Source organism: Pelosinus fermentans JBW45 (assembly GCF_000271665.2).
GTDB lineage: Bacteria > Bacillota > Negativicutes > DSM-13327 > DSM-13327 > Pelosinus > Pelosinus baikalensis.
Window position 1 is genome coordinate 4,309,708 of the sequence record NZ_CP010978.1, and the last position, 19,147, is coordinate 4,328,854.

20 protein-coding genes are annotated in these 19,147 nt (G+C 40.7%); all 20 read right to left on the minus strand.

Annotated features, from left to right (window positions below; genetic code table 11):
• Positions 1 to 19: 19 nt before the first annotated feature.
• Positions 20 to 352 carry a 50S ribosomal protein L24 gene (rplX, locus tag JBW_RS19105; protein WP_007937707.1) on the minus strand — a complete coding sequence of 111 codons (333 nt, stop codon included), beginning with the start codon at positions 350 to 352 and terminating at the stop codon, positions 20 to 22.
• A gap of 17 nt (positions 353 to 369) precedes the next feature.
• On the minus strand, positions 370 to 738 hold the full coding sequence (rplN, locus tag JBW_RS19110; RefSeq protein WP_007937713.1) for a 50S ribosomal protein L14: 369 nt from the start codon (positions 736 to 738) through the stop codon (positions 370 to 372).
• Positions 739 to 806: 68 nt separating this feature from the next.
• Positions 807 to 1,064, minus strand: coding sequence for a 30S ribosomal protein S17 (gene rpsQ, locus JBW_RS19115; RefSeq protein ID WP_007937715.1), 258 nt, complete (start codon positions 1,062 to 1,064; stop codon positions 807 to 809).
• A 71-nt stretch (positions 1,065 to 1,135) separates the two neighbouring features.
• A complete protein-coding gene (gene rpmC, locus JBW_RS19120; RefSeq protein WP_007937717.1) occupies positions 1,136 to 1,333 on the minus strand; it encodes a 50S ribosomal protein L29 in 198 nt (65 codons plus the stop codon).
• Positions 1,323 to 1,778 (minus strand): 50S ribosomal protein L16, encoded by a 456-nt coding sequence (gene rplP, locus JBW_RS19125; RefSeq protein ID WP_007937719.1) that lies wholly within the window; start codon positions 1,776 to 1,778, stop codon positions 1,323 to 1,325. Before rplP ends, rpmC begins: the two co-directional genes overlap by 11 nt.
• The gene (gene rpsC, locus JBW_RS19130) at positions 1,778 to 2,446 is read right to left on the minus strand and encodes a 30S ribosomal protein S3 (protein ID WP_007961550.1); all 669 of its coding nucleotides are present in this window, start codon (positions 2,444 to 2,446) and stop codon (positions 1,778 to 1,780) included. Before rpsC ends, rplP begins: the two co-directional genes overlap by 1 nt.
• 22 nt (positions 2,447 to 2,468) lie before the next feature.
• The gene (rplV, locus tag JBW_RS19135; RefSeq protein ID WP_007937723.1) at positions 2,469 to 2,801 is read right to left on the minus strand and encodes a 50S ribosomal protein L22; all 333 of its coding nucleotides are present in this window, start codon (positions 2,799 to 2,801) and stop codon (positions 2,469 to 2,471) included.
• A gap of 32 nt (positions 2,802 to 2,833) precedes the next feature.
• Entirely contained in the window at positions 2,834 to 3,115 is a 282-nt protein-coding gene (rpsS, locus tag JBW_RS19140) for a 30S ribosomal protein S19 (RefSeq protein ID WP_007937725.1), read from the minus strand.
• A gap of 44 nt (positions 3,116 to 3,159) precedes the next feature.
• Entirely contained in the window at positions 3,160 to 3,987 is an 828-nt protein-coding gene (gene rplB / locus JBW_RS19145; protein WP_007961548.1) for a 50S ribosomal protein L2, read from the minus strand.
• A 30-nt stretch (positions 3,988 to 4,017) separates the two neighbouring features.
• On the minus strand, positions 4,018 to 4,305 hold the full coding sequence (rplW, locus tag JBW_RS19150; RefSeq protein ID WP_007937727.1) for a 50S ribosomal protein L23: 288 nt from the start codon (positions 4,303 to 4,305) through the stop codon (positions 4,018 to 4,020).
• Complete coding sequence (gene rplD, locus JBW_RS19155) at positions 4,305 to 4,934, minus strand: 50S ribosomal protein L4 (protein ID WP_007961546.1); 630 nt, start codon at positions 4,932 to 4,934, stop codon at positions 4,305 to 4,307. Before rplD ends, rplW begins: the two co-directional genes overlap by 1 nt.
• 78 nt (positions 4,935 to 5,012) lie before the next feature.
• Positions 5,013 to 5,654 carry a 50S ribosomal protein L3 gene (gene rplC / locus JBW_RS19160; protein WP_007961544.1) on the minus strand — a complete coding sequence of 214 codons (642 nt, stop codon included), beginning with the start codon at positions 5,652 to 5,654 and terminating at the stop codon, positions 5,013 to 5,015.
• A 14-nt stretch (positions 5,655 to 5,668) separates the two neighbouring features.
• Positions 5,669 to 5,980, minus strand: coding sequence for a 30S ribosomal protein S10 (gene rpsJ, locus JBW_RS19165; RefSeq protein ID WP_007937730.1), 312 nt, complete (start codon positions 5,978 to 5,980; stop codon positions 5,669 to 5,671).
• Positions 5,981 to 6,136: 156 nt separating this feature from the next.
• A complete protein-coding gene (tuf, locus tag JBW_RS19170) occupies positions 6,137 to 7,339 on the minus strand; it encodes an elongation factor Tu (protein WP_045820633.1) in 1,203 nt (400 codons plus the stop codon).
• Positions 7,340 to 7,354: 15 nt separating this feature from the next.
• Positions 7,355 to 9,439, minus strand: coding sequence for an elongation factor G (gene fusA / locus JBW_RS19175; protein ID WP_007955619.1), 2,085 nt, complete (start codon positions 9,437 to 9,439; stop codon positions 7,355 to 7,357).
• Between the two features lie 37 nt (positions 9,440 to 9,476).
• Positions 9,477 to 9,947, minus strand: coding sequence for a 30S ribosomal protein S7 (rpsG, locus tag JBW_RS19180; protein WP_007937795.1), 471 nt, complete (start codon positions 9,945 to 9,947; stop codon positions 9,477 to 9,479).
• Between the two features lie 37 nt (positions 9,948 to 9,984).
• On the minus strand, positions 9,985 to 10,359 hold the full coding sequence (rpsL, locus tag JBW_RS19185; protein WP_007937796.1) for a 30S ribosomal protein S12: 375 nt from the start codon (positions 10,357 to 10,359) through the stop codon (positions 9,985 to 9,987).
• 95 nt (positions 10,360 to 10,454) lie between these two features.
• On the minus strand, positions 10,455 to 10,733 hold the full coding sequence (locus tag JBW_RS19190; protein WP_007955618.1) for a L7Ae/L30e/S12e/Gadd45 family ribosomal protein: 279 nt from the start codon (positions 10,731 to 10,733) through the stop codon (positions 10,455 to 10,457).
• A 446-nt stretch (positions 10,734 to 11,179) separates the two neighbouring features.
• A complete protein-coding gene (rpoC, locus tag JBW_RS19195) occupies positions 11,180 to 15,130 on the minus strand; it encodes a DNA-directed RNA polymerase subunit beta' (RefSeq protein WP_007955617.1) in 3,951 nt (1,316 codons plus the stop codon).
• A 23-nt stretch (positions 15,131 to 15,153) separates the two neighbouring features.
• Positions 15,154 to 18,951 (minus strand): DNA-directed RNA polymerase subunit beta, encoded by a 3,798-nt coding sequence (gene rpoB / locus JBW_RS19200; RefSeq protein WP_007955616.1) that lies wholly within the window; start codon positions 18,949 to 18,951, stop codon positions 15,154 to 15,156.
• Positions 18,952 to 19,147: the final 196 nt, after the last annotated feature.

Consider the following 19,147-nt stretch of genomic DNA (forward strand, 5'->3'; position numbering starts at 1 on the left):
TTACCTCCTTTCTGCGTGATTATTTATCGATTATTTCGCCACATTTTTTACAAGTACGAACTGATGCTCCGCTTGCAAGAGATGTTTTCTTAATACGTGTTGCTTGATCGCAAGCTGGGCACACCAGCATTACTTTTGCTGAATGTAGCGGAGCTTCTTTTACAATAATACCACCTTGAGGTAAGTTTTGCGAAGGTTTAGTATGACGTTTTACTGTATTTAGTCCTTCAACTACAACTTTGCTCTTCTTAGGTAGTGCTTGAATGATTTTGCCGGTTTTACCTTTATCTTTACCAGACAAAACTACGATCTTATCGCCTTTTTTGACGTGTAGTTTTTTCGCTTCTGACATCCCGGATACCTCCTAACTTAGATTACTTCCGGCGCCAGCGAGATAATCTTCATAAAGTCTTTCTCACGCAGTTCTCTCGCTACTGGCCCAAATATACGAGTTCCTCTAGGGCTTTTATCTTCCTTAATTATAACTGCGGCATTCTCATCGAAGCGGATATAAGATCCATCAGGGCGACGTAAGCCTTTTTTCGAACGTACTACTACGGCTTTCACTACGTCACCTTTTTTAACCATACCGCCAGGAGAAGCAGATTTTACTGCCGCAACAATAACATCACCAATGTTTGCATATCTACGGTAAGAACCGCCTAATGCTCTGATGCACATGATTTGTTTCGCACCGCTGTTATCGCCAACATTAAGAATCGTTTGTTGTTGAATCATCCTGTTCCCTCCTTTTGAAGGTTAGAGGTCGAGGTTCAATTTTACGAACTGCGAACTCCAAACCTCACTTATTTAGCTCTTTCAATAATTTTTGTAACTCTCCAGCGCTTATCCTTAGACAGCGGACGAGTTTCCATAACTTCGACAATATCGCCAATATGGCTTTCATTGTTTTCATCATGGGCTTTAAATTTCACAGTCTTTTTAATGGATTTCTTGTAAAGAGGATGTTGCACTAAACGTTCTATTGCTACAACAATGGTTTTATCCATTTTATCACTTATTACTTTACCAAATTTAACTTTACGATCATTTCTTTCACTCACGTCCAATTAGCCTCCTTCCGTTCTAACTTACACTTAACGGCACTATTACTTTAAGAACGTTTATCAGAACGCTACGCTTGCTTAATTTCTTGCTCACGTTGAATGGTCTTAACTCTGGCAATACTCTTTTTAACTTCTTTAATCCGCATAGGATTTTCCAACTGACCAGTAGCAAGTTGGAATCTAAGGTTAAATAATTCTTCTTTGAGTACAGCTATTTTTTGGTTAAGTTCAGTTGCGTTCATTTCACGGAAGTCTTTAACCTTCATGTACTTCACCACCCACTTCTTCTTGCGGTTCAGCAACAGCTTCCCGTTTCACAAACTTTGTTTTGATAGGAAGTTTATGAGCAGCCAAGCGCATAGCTTCTTTAGCCACTTCTTCGCTAACGCCATCCATTTCGAACATTACACGACCTGGTTTTACTACTGCTACCCAGTATTCGGTTGAACCTTTACCACTACCCATACGAGTTTCAGCAGGTTTCGCAGTAATTGGTTTATCTGGGAATATTTTAATCCAGACTTTACCACCACGTTTAATGTAACGAGTCATCGCAATACGAGCTGCTTCGATTTGACGGTTAGTAATCCAAGCTGGTTCTAACGCTGCCAATCCGAACTCGCCATGACTTACGGTATTGCCTCTAGTTGCTTTACCTTTCATACGACCGCGGAATTGTTTACGATGTTTCACTCTTTTTGGCAGTAGCATTATTTTTCGCTCCCTTCAACAGCGGCAGCGGCTTTTTTAGCTTCTGGCAAAATTTCACCTTTATAGATCCATACTTTTACGCCAATTAAGCCGTAAGTAGTATGTGCTTCAGCTGTACCATAGTCAATATCAGCTCTAAGAGTGTGAAGAGGAATACTACCTTCACGGGCAGCTTCACTTCGAGCAATCTCAGCGCCGCCTAAACGACCGCCACACATTACTTTAATACCTTTTGCGCCCATACGCATAGTGCGTTGGATGGATTGCTTCATAGCACGACGGAAAGCGATACGTCTTTCTAATTGAGCCGCAATATTTTCCGCAACCAATTGAGCATCAACGTCAGGCTGTCTAATTTCAGCAATGTTTATATCAACTTGCTTACCAGTAAGCGTTTTTAAATTCTTTTTCAATTCTTCAATACCAGCGCCACCACGACCAATGATCATACCAGGTTTTGCTGTATGAATTACAACTTTAACACGGTTAGCTGCTCTTTCAATAACAACTTTGGATACACCCGCAGTGAAAGCCTTTGTTTTGATAAATTTACGAATTTTTAAATCTTCGTGTAAATTTGTTGCAAAGTCTTTACCAGCATACCACTTAGCATCCCAAGTCTTAATAATTCCTAGGCGTAAACCATGAGGATGAATTTTCTGACCCACTTTGTTTTCCCTCCTTCACTCGTTATCTTTCGTTTACAACAACTGTCACATGACTGCTGCGTTTTAAAATTTTAAAAGCTTGCCCACGTGACCGCGGATGAATACGTTTCAAGGTAGGTCCTTGGTCAACATAAGCTGCGGAAACATAGAGTTTATCTGAATTTAAATCGTTATTGTGTTCTGCATTTGCAATGGCCGATTGGAGTACTTTTAACAGCACTTCAGATCCAACTTTCGGCGTATTTTTCAAAATTGCATATGCTTCACCAACGTTTTTACCACGAATCAAGTCGATAACAACACGAATTTTACGTGGCGCAATGCGAATGTGTCTAGCAATTGCTTTAGCTTCCATACACTAACCCCCTTCCAGTAACTATCACGAAATTACCGTAATGATGTAGATCTTTCTGAACCAGAATGACCTTTATATGTCCGAGTAGGTGCAAACTCACCTAGTTTGTGACCTACCATATCTTCAGTAATGTAGACAGGTACGTGTTTACGTCCATCATGTACCGCAACAGTATGTCCAACGAAATTAGGAAGAATGGTAGAACTACGCGACCAGGTCTTAATAACCTTTTTGTCGCCAGCTGCGTTCATTGCGTCAATTTTTTTCATCACGCTTGGATGAACATAAGGTCCCTTTTTAATTGATCTGGACACTTGATTAGCCTCCCTTCTCTATCCAGTTAGCCCTTAGGCTTTAACTACTTCGTACGTCTTTTTACAATCATCTTGTTAGATGTTTTATTACGACGAGTCTTAACACCATAAGCATGTTTGCCCCAAGGTGTAACAGGATGTTTACGACCTACAGGTGAATGACCTTCACCACCACCATGTGGATGATCGATAGGATTCATCGCAACACCACGGTTAGCAGGACGAATACCAAGCCAACGAGAACGGCCAGCTTTACCAATTGTAATGTTTTCATGTTCCAAGTTACCCACTTGACCAATGGTAGCTTTACAATTAATATGCACTTTACGTTGTTCGCCAGAAGGCAATCTTAAAAGCGCATGCTCGCCTTCTTTTGCCATAAGTTGTGCAGATGCACCAGCGGAACGAACCATTTGTCCGCCTTTGCCGATTTTAAGTTCAATGTTATGAAGTTGAGTACCTACAGGGATATTTTTAATTGGTAACGCATTACCTACTTTAATATCTGCCTCAGGACCACTCATAATTTTATCATCAACTTTTAGACCATTAGGAGCTAAAATATAACGTTTTTCTCCGTCTGCATAGTGTAATAGTGCAATACGAGCTGAACGATTAGGATCATACTCAATTGTAGCTACTTTTGCTATGATTCCGTCTTTATTACGTTTGAAGTCAATGATTCTATACTGACGTTTATGACCGCCGCCTTGATGTCTAACAGTCATGCGACCTTGGTTGTTACGGCCAGCACGTTGTTGAAGAGTTTCAACTAGTGAACGTTCTGGTCGATCCGTAGTAATTTCTTCAAAATTAGACCCAGTCATAAATCTTCGACTTGGTGTATAAGGTTTAAAGCTTTTTACTGCCATTATTGCCCCTCCTTTTCAATAAATTTCAGGCTATACGCCTTCAAAGAATTCTATATTCTGACCAGGAGCCAGTTTTACAATTGCTTTTTTGTAATCCGGACGCTTACCTTCTGTTTTACCCATACGTTTGGTTTTACCCATAACGCGGATGGTGTGCACAGCTAGTACTTTTACTTTGAAAATTTGCTCTACAGCTTGACGAATTTCTACTTTGTTAACTTTCAAAGGTACAACAAATGTATACTTATTTTCTTCCATCATAGCAGCAGTTTTCTCCGTAACAAGCGGACGAATCAGTACATCGCGCAAATTTTGCATTAGGCCAGCACCTCCTCAATACGGGTGATTGCTTCTTTTGTAACAAACACTTTGTCATGATACAAAAGATCGTATACATTTAAACTGCTGGAAGCCGGAATTGCTTTAACGCCAGGAATGTTACGAGCTGACTTTTCAACATTTTCTACAACTTCACCAGTAATAATTAAACTCTTTTTGTTTGCTGCATCAAAACCACTCAACATGTTGATTACATTTTTAGTTTTTGGTGCATCAAAAGTAATGCTATCTACTACTACCAATTCTCCATCTTGAAGTTTTGCAGTTAAAGCAGATTTAATTGCCAAACGACGTTGTTTCCGTGGCATTCTGAATGCATAAGAACGTGGTTGCGGACCAAATGTAGTACCACCACCTACCCAAATTGGGGAACGGGTACTACCAGCGCGCGCACGACCTGTGCCCTTTTGTTTCCAAGGCTTTCTACCGCCACCACGTACTAGACCTCTTGTTTTAGTTGAAGCTGTTCCTAAGCGTTGACTAGCAAGTTGCATTACTACAGCTTGATGCAGTACCGCTTCATTTACTTCCACACCAAAAACGCTATCATTTAATTCTAATTCACCAGTTTTTGCTCCAGTGATATCATATACTGCTACTTTCGGCATATAGCACATCCTCCTTTCGTGGTCGAGGTTCAAGATTTGAAGTAAGTTACACTAACACCAAACCTAGAACCAACGAGATTATTTCTTAGGCTTTACTGTATTCTTAATCATCATAAAGCTTCCTTTAGGACCAGGAATACCGCCTTTTATTAAAATTAAATTCCGTTCAGCATCGACTCTTACAACAGTCAAGCGCTGCACAGTAACTTTTTGATTACCCATACGGCCAGGTAGTTTTTTACCTTTAAATACTTTACCGCCGCCACCGCTCATCCGAGGTCCCATGGAACCTGGCTCACGATGGGATTTAGAACCATGGGCCATCGGTCCACGTCTAAAGTTCCAGCGCTTGATAACACCAGCAAAACCTTTACCTTTTGCAGTACCAGTAACATCAACGATTTCACCTTCAGTGAATATATCCACGCCAATTTCTTGACCAATCGTATATTCAGATGCTTCAGTCAATCGAATTTCTTTGATCAGTTTAACAGGTTTTACACCCGCTTTGGCAAAATGACCTTTCATTGGGCTAGTAACTCTTTTATCTTTAACAGTGCCAAAACCCAATTGCACCGCATTGTAGCCATCATTTTCAACTGTTTTATTTTGTAGTACAACACTATTGCCTGCTTCAATTACAGTAACAGGAACCAATTTACCATCTTGCGTAAAAATTTGTGTCATACCAAGTTTTTTACCTAAAATTCCTTTAGCCATTATTACACCTCCTCCTACAGCTTGATTTCAATGTCGACACCAGCCGGAAGATCCAGACGCATTAACGCATCAACGGTCTTGGAAGTCGGCTCAAGAATGTCAATCAGACGTTTGTGGGTACGCATTTCAAATTGTTCCCGGGAATCTTTATTGACATGTGGTGAACGCAGGACAGTGAAAATATTTTTCTCCGTAGGAAGTGGAATTGGCCCGGAAACCATTGCACCTGTTCTTTTTGCAGTGTCCACTATTTTAACCGCACTTTGATCCAGCGCTTTATGATCATATGCTTTAAGACGAATTCTGATTTTTTGTTGTTTAGCCATTGTATTTCCTCCTTATCGCCCAGTTTCTAGAACGGACATTCTCCGTGAAAATTCCCCCCGCACCTTGCAGGCAACCTTTCACGTCATCGCATGTTTGTAAAAAAATCTAAACCATTTTGATTGGGGCGACTACTGTCAGCCGCCCCAATCATTTTCTTACGCTTCAATCGCAGTAACTACGCCAGCGCCAACAGTACGACCACCTTCGCGAATCGCGAAACGTAGACCTTCTTCAAGTGCAATTGGAGTGATAAGCTCAATCGACATTTGAATGTTGTCACCAGGCATAACCATTTCTACACCTTCTGGCAGATTTACTACACCAGTAACGTCTGTCGTACGGAAGTAGAATTGTGGACGATAGTTGGTAAAGAACGGAGTATGACGACCGCCTTCTTCTTTAGACAGTACATATACTTCTGCTTTGTACTTCGTGTGTTGGATGATAGAACCAGGTTTAGCCAATACTTGACCGCGCTCGATATCTTTACGTTCAACACCACGAAGAAGTGCACCAATATTGTCTCCTGCTACTGCAGAATCCAAAAGTTTACGGAACATTTCTACCCCGGTTACTACTACAGTTCTAGGTTTTTCAGTCATACCAACGATTTCAATGTTGTCGCCAACTTTGATTTCACCACGTTCTACACGGCCAGTAGCAACTGTACCACGACCAGTAATGGTGAATACGTCTTCAACAGGCATTAAGAAAGGTTTGTCTGTTGCACGTACTGGAGTTGGAATGTACTCATCTACTTTATCCATCAGATCAAATATTTTTCCGCACCATTTGCATTCGCGACTTGCGCAACCGCAGTTAAGCGCTTGTACAGCGGAACCACACACTACAGGAATATCATCACCAGGGAATTCATAGCTGGAAAGAAGTTCACGAACTTCCATTTCAACCAATTCGATTAATTCATCATCATCAACCAAGTCAGCTTTGTTCAAGAACACTACCATGGAAGGTACGCCTACTTGACGAGACAATAGAATGTGTTCGCGAGTTTGTGGCATAGGACCATCAGCAGCACTTACTACTAGGATCGCTCCATCCATTTGTGCAGCACCAGTGATCATGTTTTTTACATAATCAGCATGGCCTGGGCAGTCAACGTGAGCATAGTGACGTTTTTCAGTCTCATACTCTACGTGTGCTGTATTAATCGTAATACCACGTTCTCTTTCTTCTGGAGCTTTATCGATCATGTCATATGCCATGAATTCTCCGCCACCATGTTTCGAAAGAGTCATGGTAATTGCAGCTGTTAAGGAAGTCTTACCATGATCCACGTGACCAATTGTTCCAATGTTAATATGTGGTTTATTTCTTTCAAACTTTTTCTTTGCCATTGTATTTTTGCCTCCTTATTTCTCTACGCCTTTTACTTTGGCGATAATCGCATCCGCAATACTTTTTGGTACTTCATCATAATGAGCAAAACTCATTGTGTAGTTACCGCGTCCTTGGGTTTTTGAACGTAAATCAGTTACATAACCGAACATTTCAGCCAGTGGTACAAAGGATTTAATGGATTGGGAACCATTATTGGCTTCCATACCTTCAATACGTCCACGACGTGAGTTCAAATCACCAATTACGTCACCCATATATTCTTCTGGTACAGTAACTTCTACCTTCATGTAAGGTTCCAAGATTACAGCACCCGCTTTCGCACAACCAGCTTTAAAGCCCATTGAGCCAGCTATTTTAAACGCCATTTCAGAAGAGTCAACATCATGGTAGGAACCTTCAATAACGGTTACTTTTACATCTACCATAGGGTAACCAGCTAAAACGCCGTTATCCATAGCTTCTTTACAACCTGCACCGATTGGCGCAATGTATTCTCTTGGAATGGAACCACCAACAACTTTACTTTCAAAAATAAAGCCTTGACCAGGTTCAAGAGGTTCAATTTCCAGCCAGCAATGACCGTATTGACCACGACCACCTGACTGACGAACAAATTTACCTTCAGATTTTACTTTTTTACGGATGGTTTCACGATATGCAACTTGTGGCTTACCTACGCTGCAATCCACTTTGAATTCTCTGAGCATCCGGTCAACGATAATCTCTAAATGTAATTCACCAACGCCACCAATAATAGTTTGACCCGATTCCTGATCCGTGCTCACACTGAACGTAGGATCTTCTTCCGCCAAACGCTGCAATGCAATACCCATTTTTTCTTGGTCAGCTTTGGTTTTCGGTTCTACCGCTACGTGAATAACAGGTTCAGGGAAAACCATGGATTCAAGAATAATTTGGTGTTTGTCATCACAGAGAGTATCACCAGTTGTTGTATCTTTCAATCCAACAGCAGCAGCAATATCACCTGAGTATACTCTTTCAATTTCTTCACGGTGATTAGCATGCATTTGTAGGATACGTCCAATACGTTCTTTCTTACCTTTGGTCGAATTATATACATAAGACCCGGAAGAAAGTTCACCAGAGTATACCCGGAAGAATGCCAATTTTCCCACGAAAGGATCAGCCATAATTTTGAAAGCTAGAGCGGAAAACGGCAAGCTATCATCTGCTGCACGTTCGTCTTCTGCCTCTGTATCAGGGTTGATACCTTTAATCGCTGGAACATCAACAGGTGCCGGCATGTATGCAACAACTGCATCCAACAGCGGCTGTACACCTTTATTTTTGTAAGAAGAACCACACAATACTGGAGTCATTTTGCAAGCAATCGTTGCTTTACGAATACCATCATTGATTTCTTCTAATGTAAATTCTTCACCCTCAAGATATTTCATCATGAGTTCATCGTCACTTTCCGCCACAGCATCTAAAAGACCTTGACGGTATTCAGCAACATGTTCTTGCATATCTTCTGGAATCTCAGCAGCTTCACTAAATTTACCAAGGTCATCAGTGTAAACGACGGCTTTCATTTGTACCAAGTCTACATACCCTTTGAATCCATGTTCCAATCCAATCGGCAGTTGAACAGGCACTGCATTTGCACCTAAACGACTTTTCAACATATCGACAACTCGGTAAAAGTCAGCACCAAGAATATCCATTTTATTAACGTATGCCATACGAGGCACACCATATTTATCAGCTTGACGCCAAACAGTTTCTGATTGCGGTTCTACGCCACCTTTAGCGCAAAATACAGCTACAGCTCCGTCTAACACTCTGAGCGAGCGTTCTACCTCTACGGTAAAGTCCACGTGTCCTGGTGTGTCAATGATATTAATACGATGTCCAGACCATTCACAAGTTGTAGCTGCAGAAGTAATTGTAATACCCCGCTCTTGTTCTTGTACCATCCAGTCCATTGTCGCAGCGCCTTCATGCACTTCCCCAATTTTGTGTACCTTGCCAGTATAAAACAGTATACGTTCAGTCGTAGTGGTTTTGCCAGCGTCAATATGTGCCATAATACCGATATTTCTAGTATTATTAAGCGAGAATTTTCTGGCCACTATCATCACTCCTTACTGTTTAAGAAACCTTAAAATCTTACCAACGATAATGTGCAAAAGCTTTATTAGCTTCAGCCATTTTATGTGTATCTTCTTTTTTCTTAATTGTTGCGCCAGTATTATTGGATGCATCAATTAATTCAGCTGCCAATCTCTCACGCATGGTTTTTTCACCGCGTAGTCTTGAGTAATTCACCAACCAGCGAATTCCAAGTGACAAACGTCGATCCGCACGTACTTCAATCGGCACTTGATAGTTTGCACCACCAACACGGCGAGCACGTACTTCCAAAACTGGCATAACATTCTTCATTGCTGTTTCAAAAACCTCTAACGGATCTTTGCCGGTTTTAGCCCGGATAATATCAAATGCATCATATACAATATTTTCAGCAACACTTTTCTTGCCATCTAGCATTACTTTATTTACAAATCGAGTAACAATTTTAGAATTGTATACCGGATCTTGCAATACGTCGCGTTTTGTAACAGGTCCTTTTCTTGGCATATTGTCCCCTCCTTTTCCAGGGTTATCTAATTAATTTTTACTTTTTCGCACGTTTAGTACCATATTTCGATCTACCTTGACTACGTTTTTGCACACCAGCAGTGTCTAATGCACCACGAACAATGTGATAACGTACGCCTGGTAAATCCTTGATTCTACCACCTCTGATAAGCACAACACTATGTTCTTGCAAGTTATGACCAATACCAGGGATATAGGCAGTAACTTCAATACCATTTGTTAAACGTACCCTCGCTACTTTACGAAGTGCAGAGTTTGGTTTTTTAGGAGTAGTTGTATATACTCTCGTACACACACCACGCTTTTGCGGAGATTCCTTCAAAGCAGGCGCAGTAGATTTTTCTATAAGCGACTCTCTACCTTTACGTACTAATTGATTAATTGTTGGCATTCAATACACCCCCTTCCAAATTATCTTAGAATGATTATATAAAAATTTCACCTCAAATTTATGAGTTTAAGGCAAAACATTTAACATGGTTGCGTTTATTTCAAAACCGCTACTGCTGCTGCACCAACTTCAATGCCACAAGCACTTCCTAATTCCGCCATAGTAAGCGTCACCTCTACTGCCACATTTTTGCGTTCACACAACGTTCGCAGAGTTTCTACAAATCGTTGTTCAGCATCTTGAGCAATATATACAACTTGCACCAGCTCTTTTTCAACCGCTTTGGTGACTTGCTTGACACCAACTATTTTTTTAGCAATCTTCAGCTTCTCGAGCGACATACTGTTCACTCCCTTACTTAGCAAACCAGTCATTTCTCACTGGCCCTCTAATATATTATCATTACCCAAAGGCAATGTCAACAAACATATCTCAATAAATTCATATTTTCTCTATATTTGCAGGCTTTTTTTATGACCACGCTACCACGTGTATCATTTTTTCCGTATTCTGTAATTTTTTAAACAAAAATATTAAAAATTTACTGCTAGCCGAGGGTAATTATATCACTTTCTAATCTTTTGTCAAAGAAATTTCATAAACTAAATTTATGAAATTTCTTACGTATTCTTTAAAACATACAAAAAAAATTGAACCACAAAGGCGCAAAGGACACAAAGGGGGTTTATTTATATTTTTTTTGTGTACTCCTTTGTGTGCCGCTGCAGCGGCATTGTGCTTTTGTGGTTCAAGGATTCTTTTTTTCACCTACGTAAAAAAGAGGAACTTGATTAAGTACCAAGTTCCTCTTTTCATTACATTACTCTACTTTTACACTTTTTGCATACGTCAGCTTAATGTTGCGATAACGACTCATACCAGTACCTGCTGGTATTAGCTTACCGATAATAACATTTTCTTTAAGGCCAAGCAACGGATCAATTTTACCTTTAATCGCAGCCTCGGTAAGTACACGAGTTGTTTCCTGGAAGGATGCTGCTGATAAGAAGGAGTCTGTCGCCAATGATGCTTTTGTAATACCAAGTAGGATAGGACGTGCCACAGATGGCTCACCGCCTGCTTCAATTGCCTTGGCATTTTCTTCTTCAAAGGTATTCGTATCAATATATTCACCCGGTAAAAGTTCAGTATCACCAGATTCCTCCGTTTTCACTTTATGGAGCATCTGCCTTACAATTACCTCGATGTGTTTATCATTAATTTCAACACCCTGAGATTTGTATACTTTTTGCACTTCATATACTAAATATCGCTGCGTAGCTTGAATACCGCATACACGTAAAATATCATGTGGATTTACAGAACCTTCTGTTAGACGGTCACCTGCAATAATTTGCTGTCCATCACGAACAATAATACGTGCACCATAAGGAATAGGATATATACGCTCCTCACCTGCGGCAGGTACTACTGTAATCTTACGCATACCTTTTACTTCTTTTGTGTCAACAGTAGCTACACCATCGATTTCTGTAATAATGGCTTGACGTTTTGGTTTACGAGCTTCAAACAACTCTTCAACCCTTGGCAAACCTTGTGTAATATCATCGCCGGCAACACCGCCTGTATGGAAAGTACGCATAGTAAGCTGTGTCCCAGGTTCTCCGATAGATTGGGCTGCAATGATACCTACAGCTTCCCCTACATCTACAGCATGACCAGATGCTAGATTCCGGCCGTAACATTTAATACATACACCATATTGTGATTTACATGTAAGTACAGAACGAATCGATACTTTCTCACGGATGGCTACAATGCGATCTGCCAGTGGTTCACTAATCGTATCATTGATTTTTACAATGACTTCGCCAGTCTTAGGATCAACAATATCTTCGGCAATAAAACGACCCACAATACGATCTTTCAGCGATTCAATCACGCCAGTTCCTTCTGTAATCGCCTCAACCTCAATGCCCCTAATACTGTTGTTGCGTACTTTTACTTCCCGCACATCACTTACTAAAACAGCTTCAATCGCTTCTTCGGTAAGAGGTGTCTCGGCAGCAACAATTTCTACGCCTTGGCTGTCTTTAATAGCATTGGTAGTGTTTTTACCCAGCATTTCACGTACCATAGCATTTTTCAGAAGTTCACGCATTTTTTCTTCCGGTGCACCTAATACAATAGTCTCATTGGATGCAGAAGCATTAATATCTTCTTCCGTAGTTGTTGATACACCGCGCACCATAATTTCCGGTACTCCATGTTCACCAATAATACGCAAGTTATCATCAGCAAGAACTGTAGAACGAGGAATCAAGATGTCTGTTGTTTTCGGATCAAGAACATCTTCGGCTAAGACTCTTCCTAACAGTGTATCTCTAAGCACCTCAATTGCACCTGTACTGGATTTCGCCAATCGCGCCCGTTCACGGATCAGGTTAATTCCTACAACATCACAGTCCTCTTCACGAACAATAACATCTTGGGATACGTCAACCAAACGACGTGTCAAATAACCAGAATCGGCCGTTCTAAGTGCAGTATCAGCCAAACCTTTACGAGCACCATGAGTAGAAATAAAATACTCAAGAACCGTCAAACCTTCACGGAAGTTTGCCTTTATCGGACGGTCAATAATCCGGCCTGATGGATCAGCCATGAGCCCACGCATACCTGCCAACTGACGAATCTGTTGGATGTTACCACGAGCACCAGAGTTAGCCATCATATAAATCGGGTTAAAGCGATCCAGATTATTCATCATGGCTAAAGTAACATCATCTGTTGCTTTTGTCCATAATTCAATGGTTTTCTTATATCGTTCATCTTCCGTAATCAAACCACGGCGATATTGTTTATCAACAGTATCAACTCGGCCCTCAGTAGTCGCTAAGATTTCCTTCTTTTCAGGCGGTATATTGATATCAGCAATGGCTACAGTCATACCTGCACGACAAGCAAAAGCATAACCTAATCTTTTAACATTATCAATTACTACAGCCGTTTTAGAGTTACCAAATTGGCGATACGTCTCAGCTACCAATTTGCCAAGCTCTTTTTTATCCATCATAATACCTAAATGCCATTCGCCATCTTTTTGGAAGAAATAGCGGATTTCTTCAGGTAAGCTTTCGTTGAAAATCAAACGCCCCATGGTAGTAGTTACCAAACCATACTTTGGAAAACGTACTTTAATTATGGCATGAAGGGACAACTCTTTTTGATGATAAGCAAGTAATGCTTCGTTAATGTCACACATCATCTTACCTTCACCGATATCGCCCTCTTTTTCCATGGTAAGATAATATGCTCCTAGAACCATATCTTGGGTCGGTGTTACTACCGGTTTACCGTCTTTAGTTGATAAGATATTATGAGCAGCTAACATCAACATACGAGCTTCTGACTGGGCTTCTGCCGATAAAGGCACATGGACAGCCATTTGGTCACCATCAAAATCCGCGTTATATGCTGTACATACTAGAGGATGAAGTTTTATAGCGCGACCTTCAGATAGCACTGGTTCAAAAGCCTGAATACCTAATCTATGTAAGGTAGGAGCACGATTCAAAAGCACTGGATGCTCTTTAATAACTTCTTCCAATACATCCCAAACTTCCGGGCGCACTCGTTCGACCATACGTTTAGCACTCTTAATGTTATGGGCATGACCAGCATTCACTAGTTTTTTCATAACAAAAGGTTTAAACAATTCTAATGCCATTTCTTTTGGCAAACCGCATTGATGCAATTTCAGTTCAGGTCCAACAACGATAACTGAACGTCCAGAGTAATCGACACGCTTACCTAAGAGATTCTGACGGAAACGACCTTGTTTACCTTTGAGCATATCACTTAATGATTTAAGAGGACGGTTACCAGGACCAGTTACCGGGCGTCCACGACGACCATTGTCAATCAGAGCATCTACAGCTTCTTGCAGCATACGTTTTTCATTACGCACAATAATATCGGGAGCACCAAGATCTAACAATCGCTTCAAACGATTATTACGGTTAATGACTCTGCGATACAAATCATTTAAATCAGAAGTAGCAAAACGGCCACCATCAAGTTGTACCATTGGCCTGAGTTCAGGCGGAATAACTGGTACAACATCCATAATCATCCAATCAGGACGATTACCCGATTTACGGAAGGCTTCTGTTACTTCCAAGCGGCGGATCGCTCTAATTTTACGCTGTCCGCTGACTTCCTTCAACTCTTGTTTTAGTTCTTTAGATATTTTTTCTAAATCAAGCTCTTCCAAAAGTTTTTTAACAGCTTCTGCACCCATGCCGACTTTAAAGGAACTGCCATATTTATCGCGATAATCCCGATACTCATTTTCCGTCAACAATTGACGTTTCATCAGCGGTGTTTCACCAGGATCCAGTACGATATAGGAAGCAAAGTATAATACTTTTTCCAAGGAGCGAGGCGATATATCTAATATCAGCCCCATACGGCTTGGAATACCTTTGAAATACCAAATATGAGATACAGGTGCGGCTAATTGTATATGCCCCATTCGATCTCGACGTACTTTGGAGCGAGTTACTTCCACGCCACAACGATCACAAACAATCCCTTTATAGCGAATACGTTTGTATTTACCGCAATGGCACTCCCAGTCACGAGTTGGTCCAAATATTTTTTCACAAAATAAACCATCACGCTCAGGTTTTAGAGTACGGTAATTGATTGTCTCCGGTTTTTTTACCTCACCAAATGACCATTTGCGGATTTGCTCCGGAGAAGCCAATCCAATCCTCATAGAATCAAAATTGTTTACATCTAACAAAGGGTTATCACTCCCTTACCCCATTACTCAATTTCCTCGTCGTCTAACTCTTCTAAGAAATCACGTTGTGTTGGTTTCTTATCTTTACTTTTTACTTTCTTGACGGATTTTCGTCCAGGTATTTCGATTTCCTCTGCTACATCTTCATCCATCTCACCGATTTCCGCTATAATATCTAATTCTTCTTCTAATGGTTCCATTTCATCAGGATTATCAAAATCATCCACCAGATCTGGCTCAATCTCACTAGCAGTGCGAGTATGAGTTTCAGGTGCAGTATTCACTGGAACACCAATATTAAGTTCAAGTTCTTTAGCCACTTGATTAATATCTTCATCAGTGTCATCAATCATAATTTCTTGTGCATCTTCATTTAAGATTTTAACATCAAGCCCAATACTTTGAAGCTCTTTAATTAAAACCTTAAAGGATTCAGGCACTCCAGGTTCAGGTATGTTTTCACCTTTCACAATCGCTTCATAGGTTTTTACACGCCCTACTACATCATCGGATTTTACCGTTAAGAGTTCCTGTAAGGTATAAGCGGCACCATATGCCTCTAATGCCCAAACTTCCATTTCCCCAAAACGCTGACCACCGAATTGTGCTTTACCACCCAATGGCTGTTGTGTAACCAAAGAGTAAGGACCAGTAGATCGTGCATGAATTTTGTCATCAACCAAATGGGCCAATTTCAACATGTATACCCAACCTACGGTAACGCGGTTATCAAAAGCTTCCCCTGTACGTCCATCATATAAGACAGTTTTACCATCTTCCGGCAATCCAGCTGCTTTTAATGTTTTAAAGACCTCTTCTTCATGAGCCCCATCAAATACTGGAGTTGCTAAGTTAATCCCAGCAATCCCCGGTTTAGGAAGACCATGTTTATCAGAGTCATAGCCAACTTCCTTCAGTCGTTCTGCAACACCAGGAGCATTGGTTCTGATTTGCATACCAAAAGCAGCAGCAGCCATTCCTAAATGGGTCTCCAGTACCTGTCCGATATTCATACGTGATGGTACACCCAATGGATTTAACACAATCTGTACTGGCGTGCCATCAGGCAAGAACGGCATATCTTCCTCACGCATAATGCGAGAAACAACACCCTTATTACCATGACGCCCTGCCATCTTATCCCCTTCGGAAATCTTCCGTTTTTGGGCAATATATACACGTACTAAGAAATTCACACCTGGTGGTAATTCATCACCATTTTCCCGGCTGAATACCTTTACGTCAACAATTTTACCAGCTTCGCCATGTGGCACTCTCAATGATGTATCTCGAACTTCACGAGCTTTCTCACCAAAGATGGCACGAAGCAAGCGTTCTTCTGCCGTTAATTCTGTTTCACCTTTTGGAGTCACTTTACCCACTAGAATATCCCCTGGTCGCACTTCAGCGCCAATGCGTATGATACCGCGATCATCAAGATCTTTTAGTACCTCTTCAGCCACATTCGGAATATCACGAGTAATTTCTTCCGGTCCTAACTTCGTATCTCTGGCATCACATTCATATTCTTCAATATGTATGGAAGTGTAGATGTCATCTTTTACAATTTTTTCACTTAGTAAAATAGCATCTTCATAATTGTAACCTTCCCATGGCATGAAAGCTACAAGTACATTAAAGCCTAATGCTAATTCACCTTGATCGGTAGCAGGTCCATCAACTAATACCTGCCCTTTTTCTACTTGCTCGCCTTTATAAACAATCGGCTTCTGATTAATGCAAGTTCCTTGATTAGAACGCAAATATTTCAGCAACTTATAGTTATCTAACGTACCACGTTCCGTGCGTACTTTAATTTCAGTAGCTGTAACTTTTTCAACTACACCGGCATTTCTAGCTAGAATAAGAACACCAGAATCTCTGGCAGCTTTATATTCCATTCCAGTTCCAATGAGCGGAGCCTGTGTTCTAAGTAAAGGTACTGCCTGACGTTGCATATTCGCGCCCATCAAGGCACGATTTGCATCATCGTTTTCTAAGAATGGAATCATAGCCGTAGCAATTGATACAACCTGCTTTGGCGATACATCCATATAGTCAACTTTTTCAGCAGGAATAACTAAAATTTCATGTCTATGACGTACGGTAACTCGCGGCTCAACAAACCAGCTATTTTCATTTAACGGTTCATTCGCTTGCGCACAAACTACTTCATCCTCTTCATCAGCTGTCAAATATCGTACATCTTCTGTTACGATACGATTTTCCTTATCAATTTTACGGTAAGGGGTTTCAATAAAACCAAACTCGTTAATACGTCCAAAGGTTGACAATGAACCAATAAGACCGATATTCGGACCTTCTGGTGTCTCAATTGGACACATACGACCATAGTGAGAGTGATGTACGTCACGCACTTCAAAACCGGCGCGTTCACGACTTAGCCCACCAGGTCCCAAGGCACTTAAACGACGTTTATGAGTAAGTTCTGCCAAAGGATTTGTCTGATCCATAAACTGCGACAACTGACTGGAGCCAAAGAATTCTTTGATAGCAGCCACAACAGGGCGGATGTTAATCAATGCTTGGGGAGTAATGACATCAACATCTTGAATGGTCATACGTTCTTTCACTACCCGTTCCATACGAGATAAACCGATACGGAACTGATTTTGCAGCAATTCACCGACTGAACGCAGGCGGCGGTTACCTAAATGATCGATATCATCCACATTACCAAATCCATCCATCAAATTGAGAAGATAGTTAACAGAAGCTAAAATATCTTCCCTGGTAATTGTCCGATGATTGTAAGGTAATTCAGGATTGCATAGCATTTTAACTGGTGATCCATCTTTTAGTTTGACTTTTACTTCAATCAAAGCTGCATTTGCAAAGACACCACTTTGATCAATCTGATCAAGAACTTTTTCGTCCACGATTGTATCTGCAGGAACAATAATTTCTCCTGTTTCTGCATTTGCAATTGCCTGATAAAGAGTCTTGCCCATCAAACGACGGCGCCAGCCTAGTTTTTTGGTTAATTTATAACGCCCTACAGTTGCTAAATCATAACGTTTAGAGTCAAAAAATAGTGATTCTAATAACTGAGTAGCATTATCTACGGTAGGAGGTTCACCTGGACGTAATCTTTTATAGATTTCAACTAGAGCCTCTTCTCTGGAATTGGTATTATCCCGTTCCAAAGTGGCGCGAACTCTCACATCATCATGAAACAGTTCCGCAATAGCAGCATTTGACGCGTAGCCTAAAGCACGAATCAATACTGTTGCTGGTAATTTTCGTGTGCGATCTACCCGAACAGACATTACATCATTGGCATCTGTTTCGAGTTCTAACCACGCACCACGATTTGGAATCACTGTAGAGTTATACAGTTTTTTACCTGTTGCATCAATTGTTTCATTGTAATACGCACCTGGGGAACGTACCAACTGACTAACAATAACCCGCTCTGCACCATTAATGATAAAAGTACCATTTTCTGTCATGAGCGGGAAATCGCCCATAAATACTTCTTGCTCTTTAATTTCGCCAGTCTCACGATTAATCAATCGAACATTGACACGTAAAGGAGCCGAATAAGTAACGTCGCGTTCTTTACATTCTTCAACGTGATACTTGGCTTCGCCTAATGTAAATTTTTCAAATGTCAGAACCAAATTACCTGTAAAGTCCTGAATAGGCGAAATATCATGGAAAATTTCTTGCAGCCCTTCCTTTAGAAACCAGTTATAGGAATTCTTCTGAATTTCAATCAGATTGGGCATGTCCAGTACTTCTTTGATCTTGGCATAACTATATCTGATCTTTTTGCCAACCGGAACAGGATTAAACATTAAATCCTTCACCCCTTAGCCCAAATTAAACTCTATACCTTGGCAGCACACCTTCATTAGCTATATGTATACCGATATTGCAAGTCACTTTCGCAACTCACAATATTTTGCCGCAGGTATAAAACCTTTTACATAATACAATATTGTGCAGTACATAATATAATATCATCCATTAGCACTAAATATGAAATATATA

Bases quoted from the DNA above. Each gene is read 5' to 3' on its own strand.
- rplX (WP_007937707.1), bottom strand. From the start codon at position 352: ATGTCAGAAGCGAAAAAACTACACGTCAAAAAAGGCGATAAGATCGTA.
- rplN (WP_007937713.1), bottom strand. From the start codon at position 738: ATGATTCAACAACAAACGATTCTTAATGTTGGCGATAACAGCGGTGCG.
- rpmC (WP_007937717.1), bottom strand. From the start codon at position 1,333: ATGAAGGTTAAAGACTTCCGTGAAATGAACGCAACTGAACTTAACCAA.
- rplP (WP_007937719.1), bottom strand. From the start codon at position 1,778: ATGCTACTGCCAAAAAGAGTGAAACATCGTAAACAATTCCGCGGTCGT.
- rplV (WP_007937723.1), bottom strand. From the start codon at position 2,801: ATGGAAGCTAAAGCAATTGCTAGACACATTCGCATTGCGCCACGTAAA.
- rplB (WP_007961548.1), bottom strand. From the start codon at position 3,987: ATGGCAGTAAAAAGCTTTAAACCTTATACACCAAGTCGAAGATTTATG.
- rplW (WP_007937727.1), bottom strand. From the start codon at position 4,305: ATGCAAAATTTGCGCGATGTACTGATTCGTCCGCTTGTTACGGAGAAA.
- rplD (WP_007961546.1), bottom strand. From the start codon at position 4,934: ATGCCGAAAGTAGCAGTATATGATATCACTGGAGCAAAAACTGGTGAA.
- rplC (WP_007961544.1), bottom strand. From the start codon at position 5,654: ATGGCTAAAGGAATTTTAGGTAAAAAACTTGGTATGACACAAATTTTT.
- rpsJ (WP_007937730.1), bottom strand. From the start codon at position 5,980: ATGGCTAAACAACAAAAAATCAGAATTCGTCTTAAAGCATATGATCAT.
- tuf (WP_045820633.1), bottom strand. From the start codon at position 7,339: ATGGCAAAGAAAAAGTTTGAAAGAAATAAACCACATATTAACATTGGA.
- rpsG (WP_007937795.1), bottom strand. From the start codon at position 9,947: ATGCCAAGAAAAGGACCTGTTACAAAACGCGACGTATTGCAAGATCCG.
- rpsL (WP_007937796.1), bottom strand. From the start codon at position 10,359: ATGCCAACAATTAATCAATTAGTACGTAAAGGTAGAGAGTCGCTTATA.
- JBW_RS19190 (WP_007955618.1), bottom strand. From the start codon at position 10,733: ATGACTGGTTTGCTAAGTAAGGGAGTGAACAGTATGTCGCTCGAGAAG.
- rpoB (WP_007955616.1), bottom strand. From the start codon at position 18,951: ATGTTTAATCCTGTTCCGGTTGGCAAAAAGATCAGATATAGTTATGCC.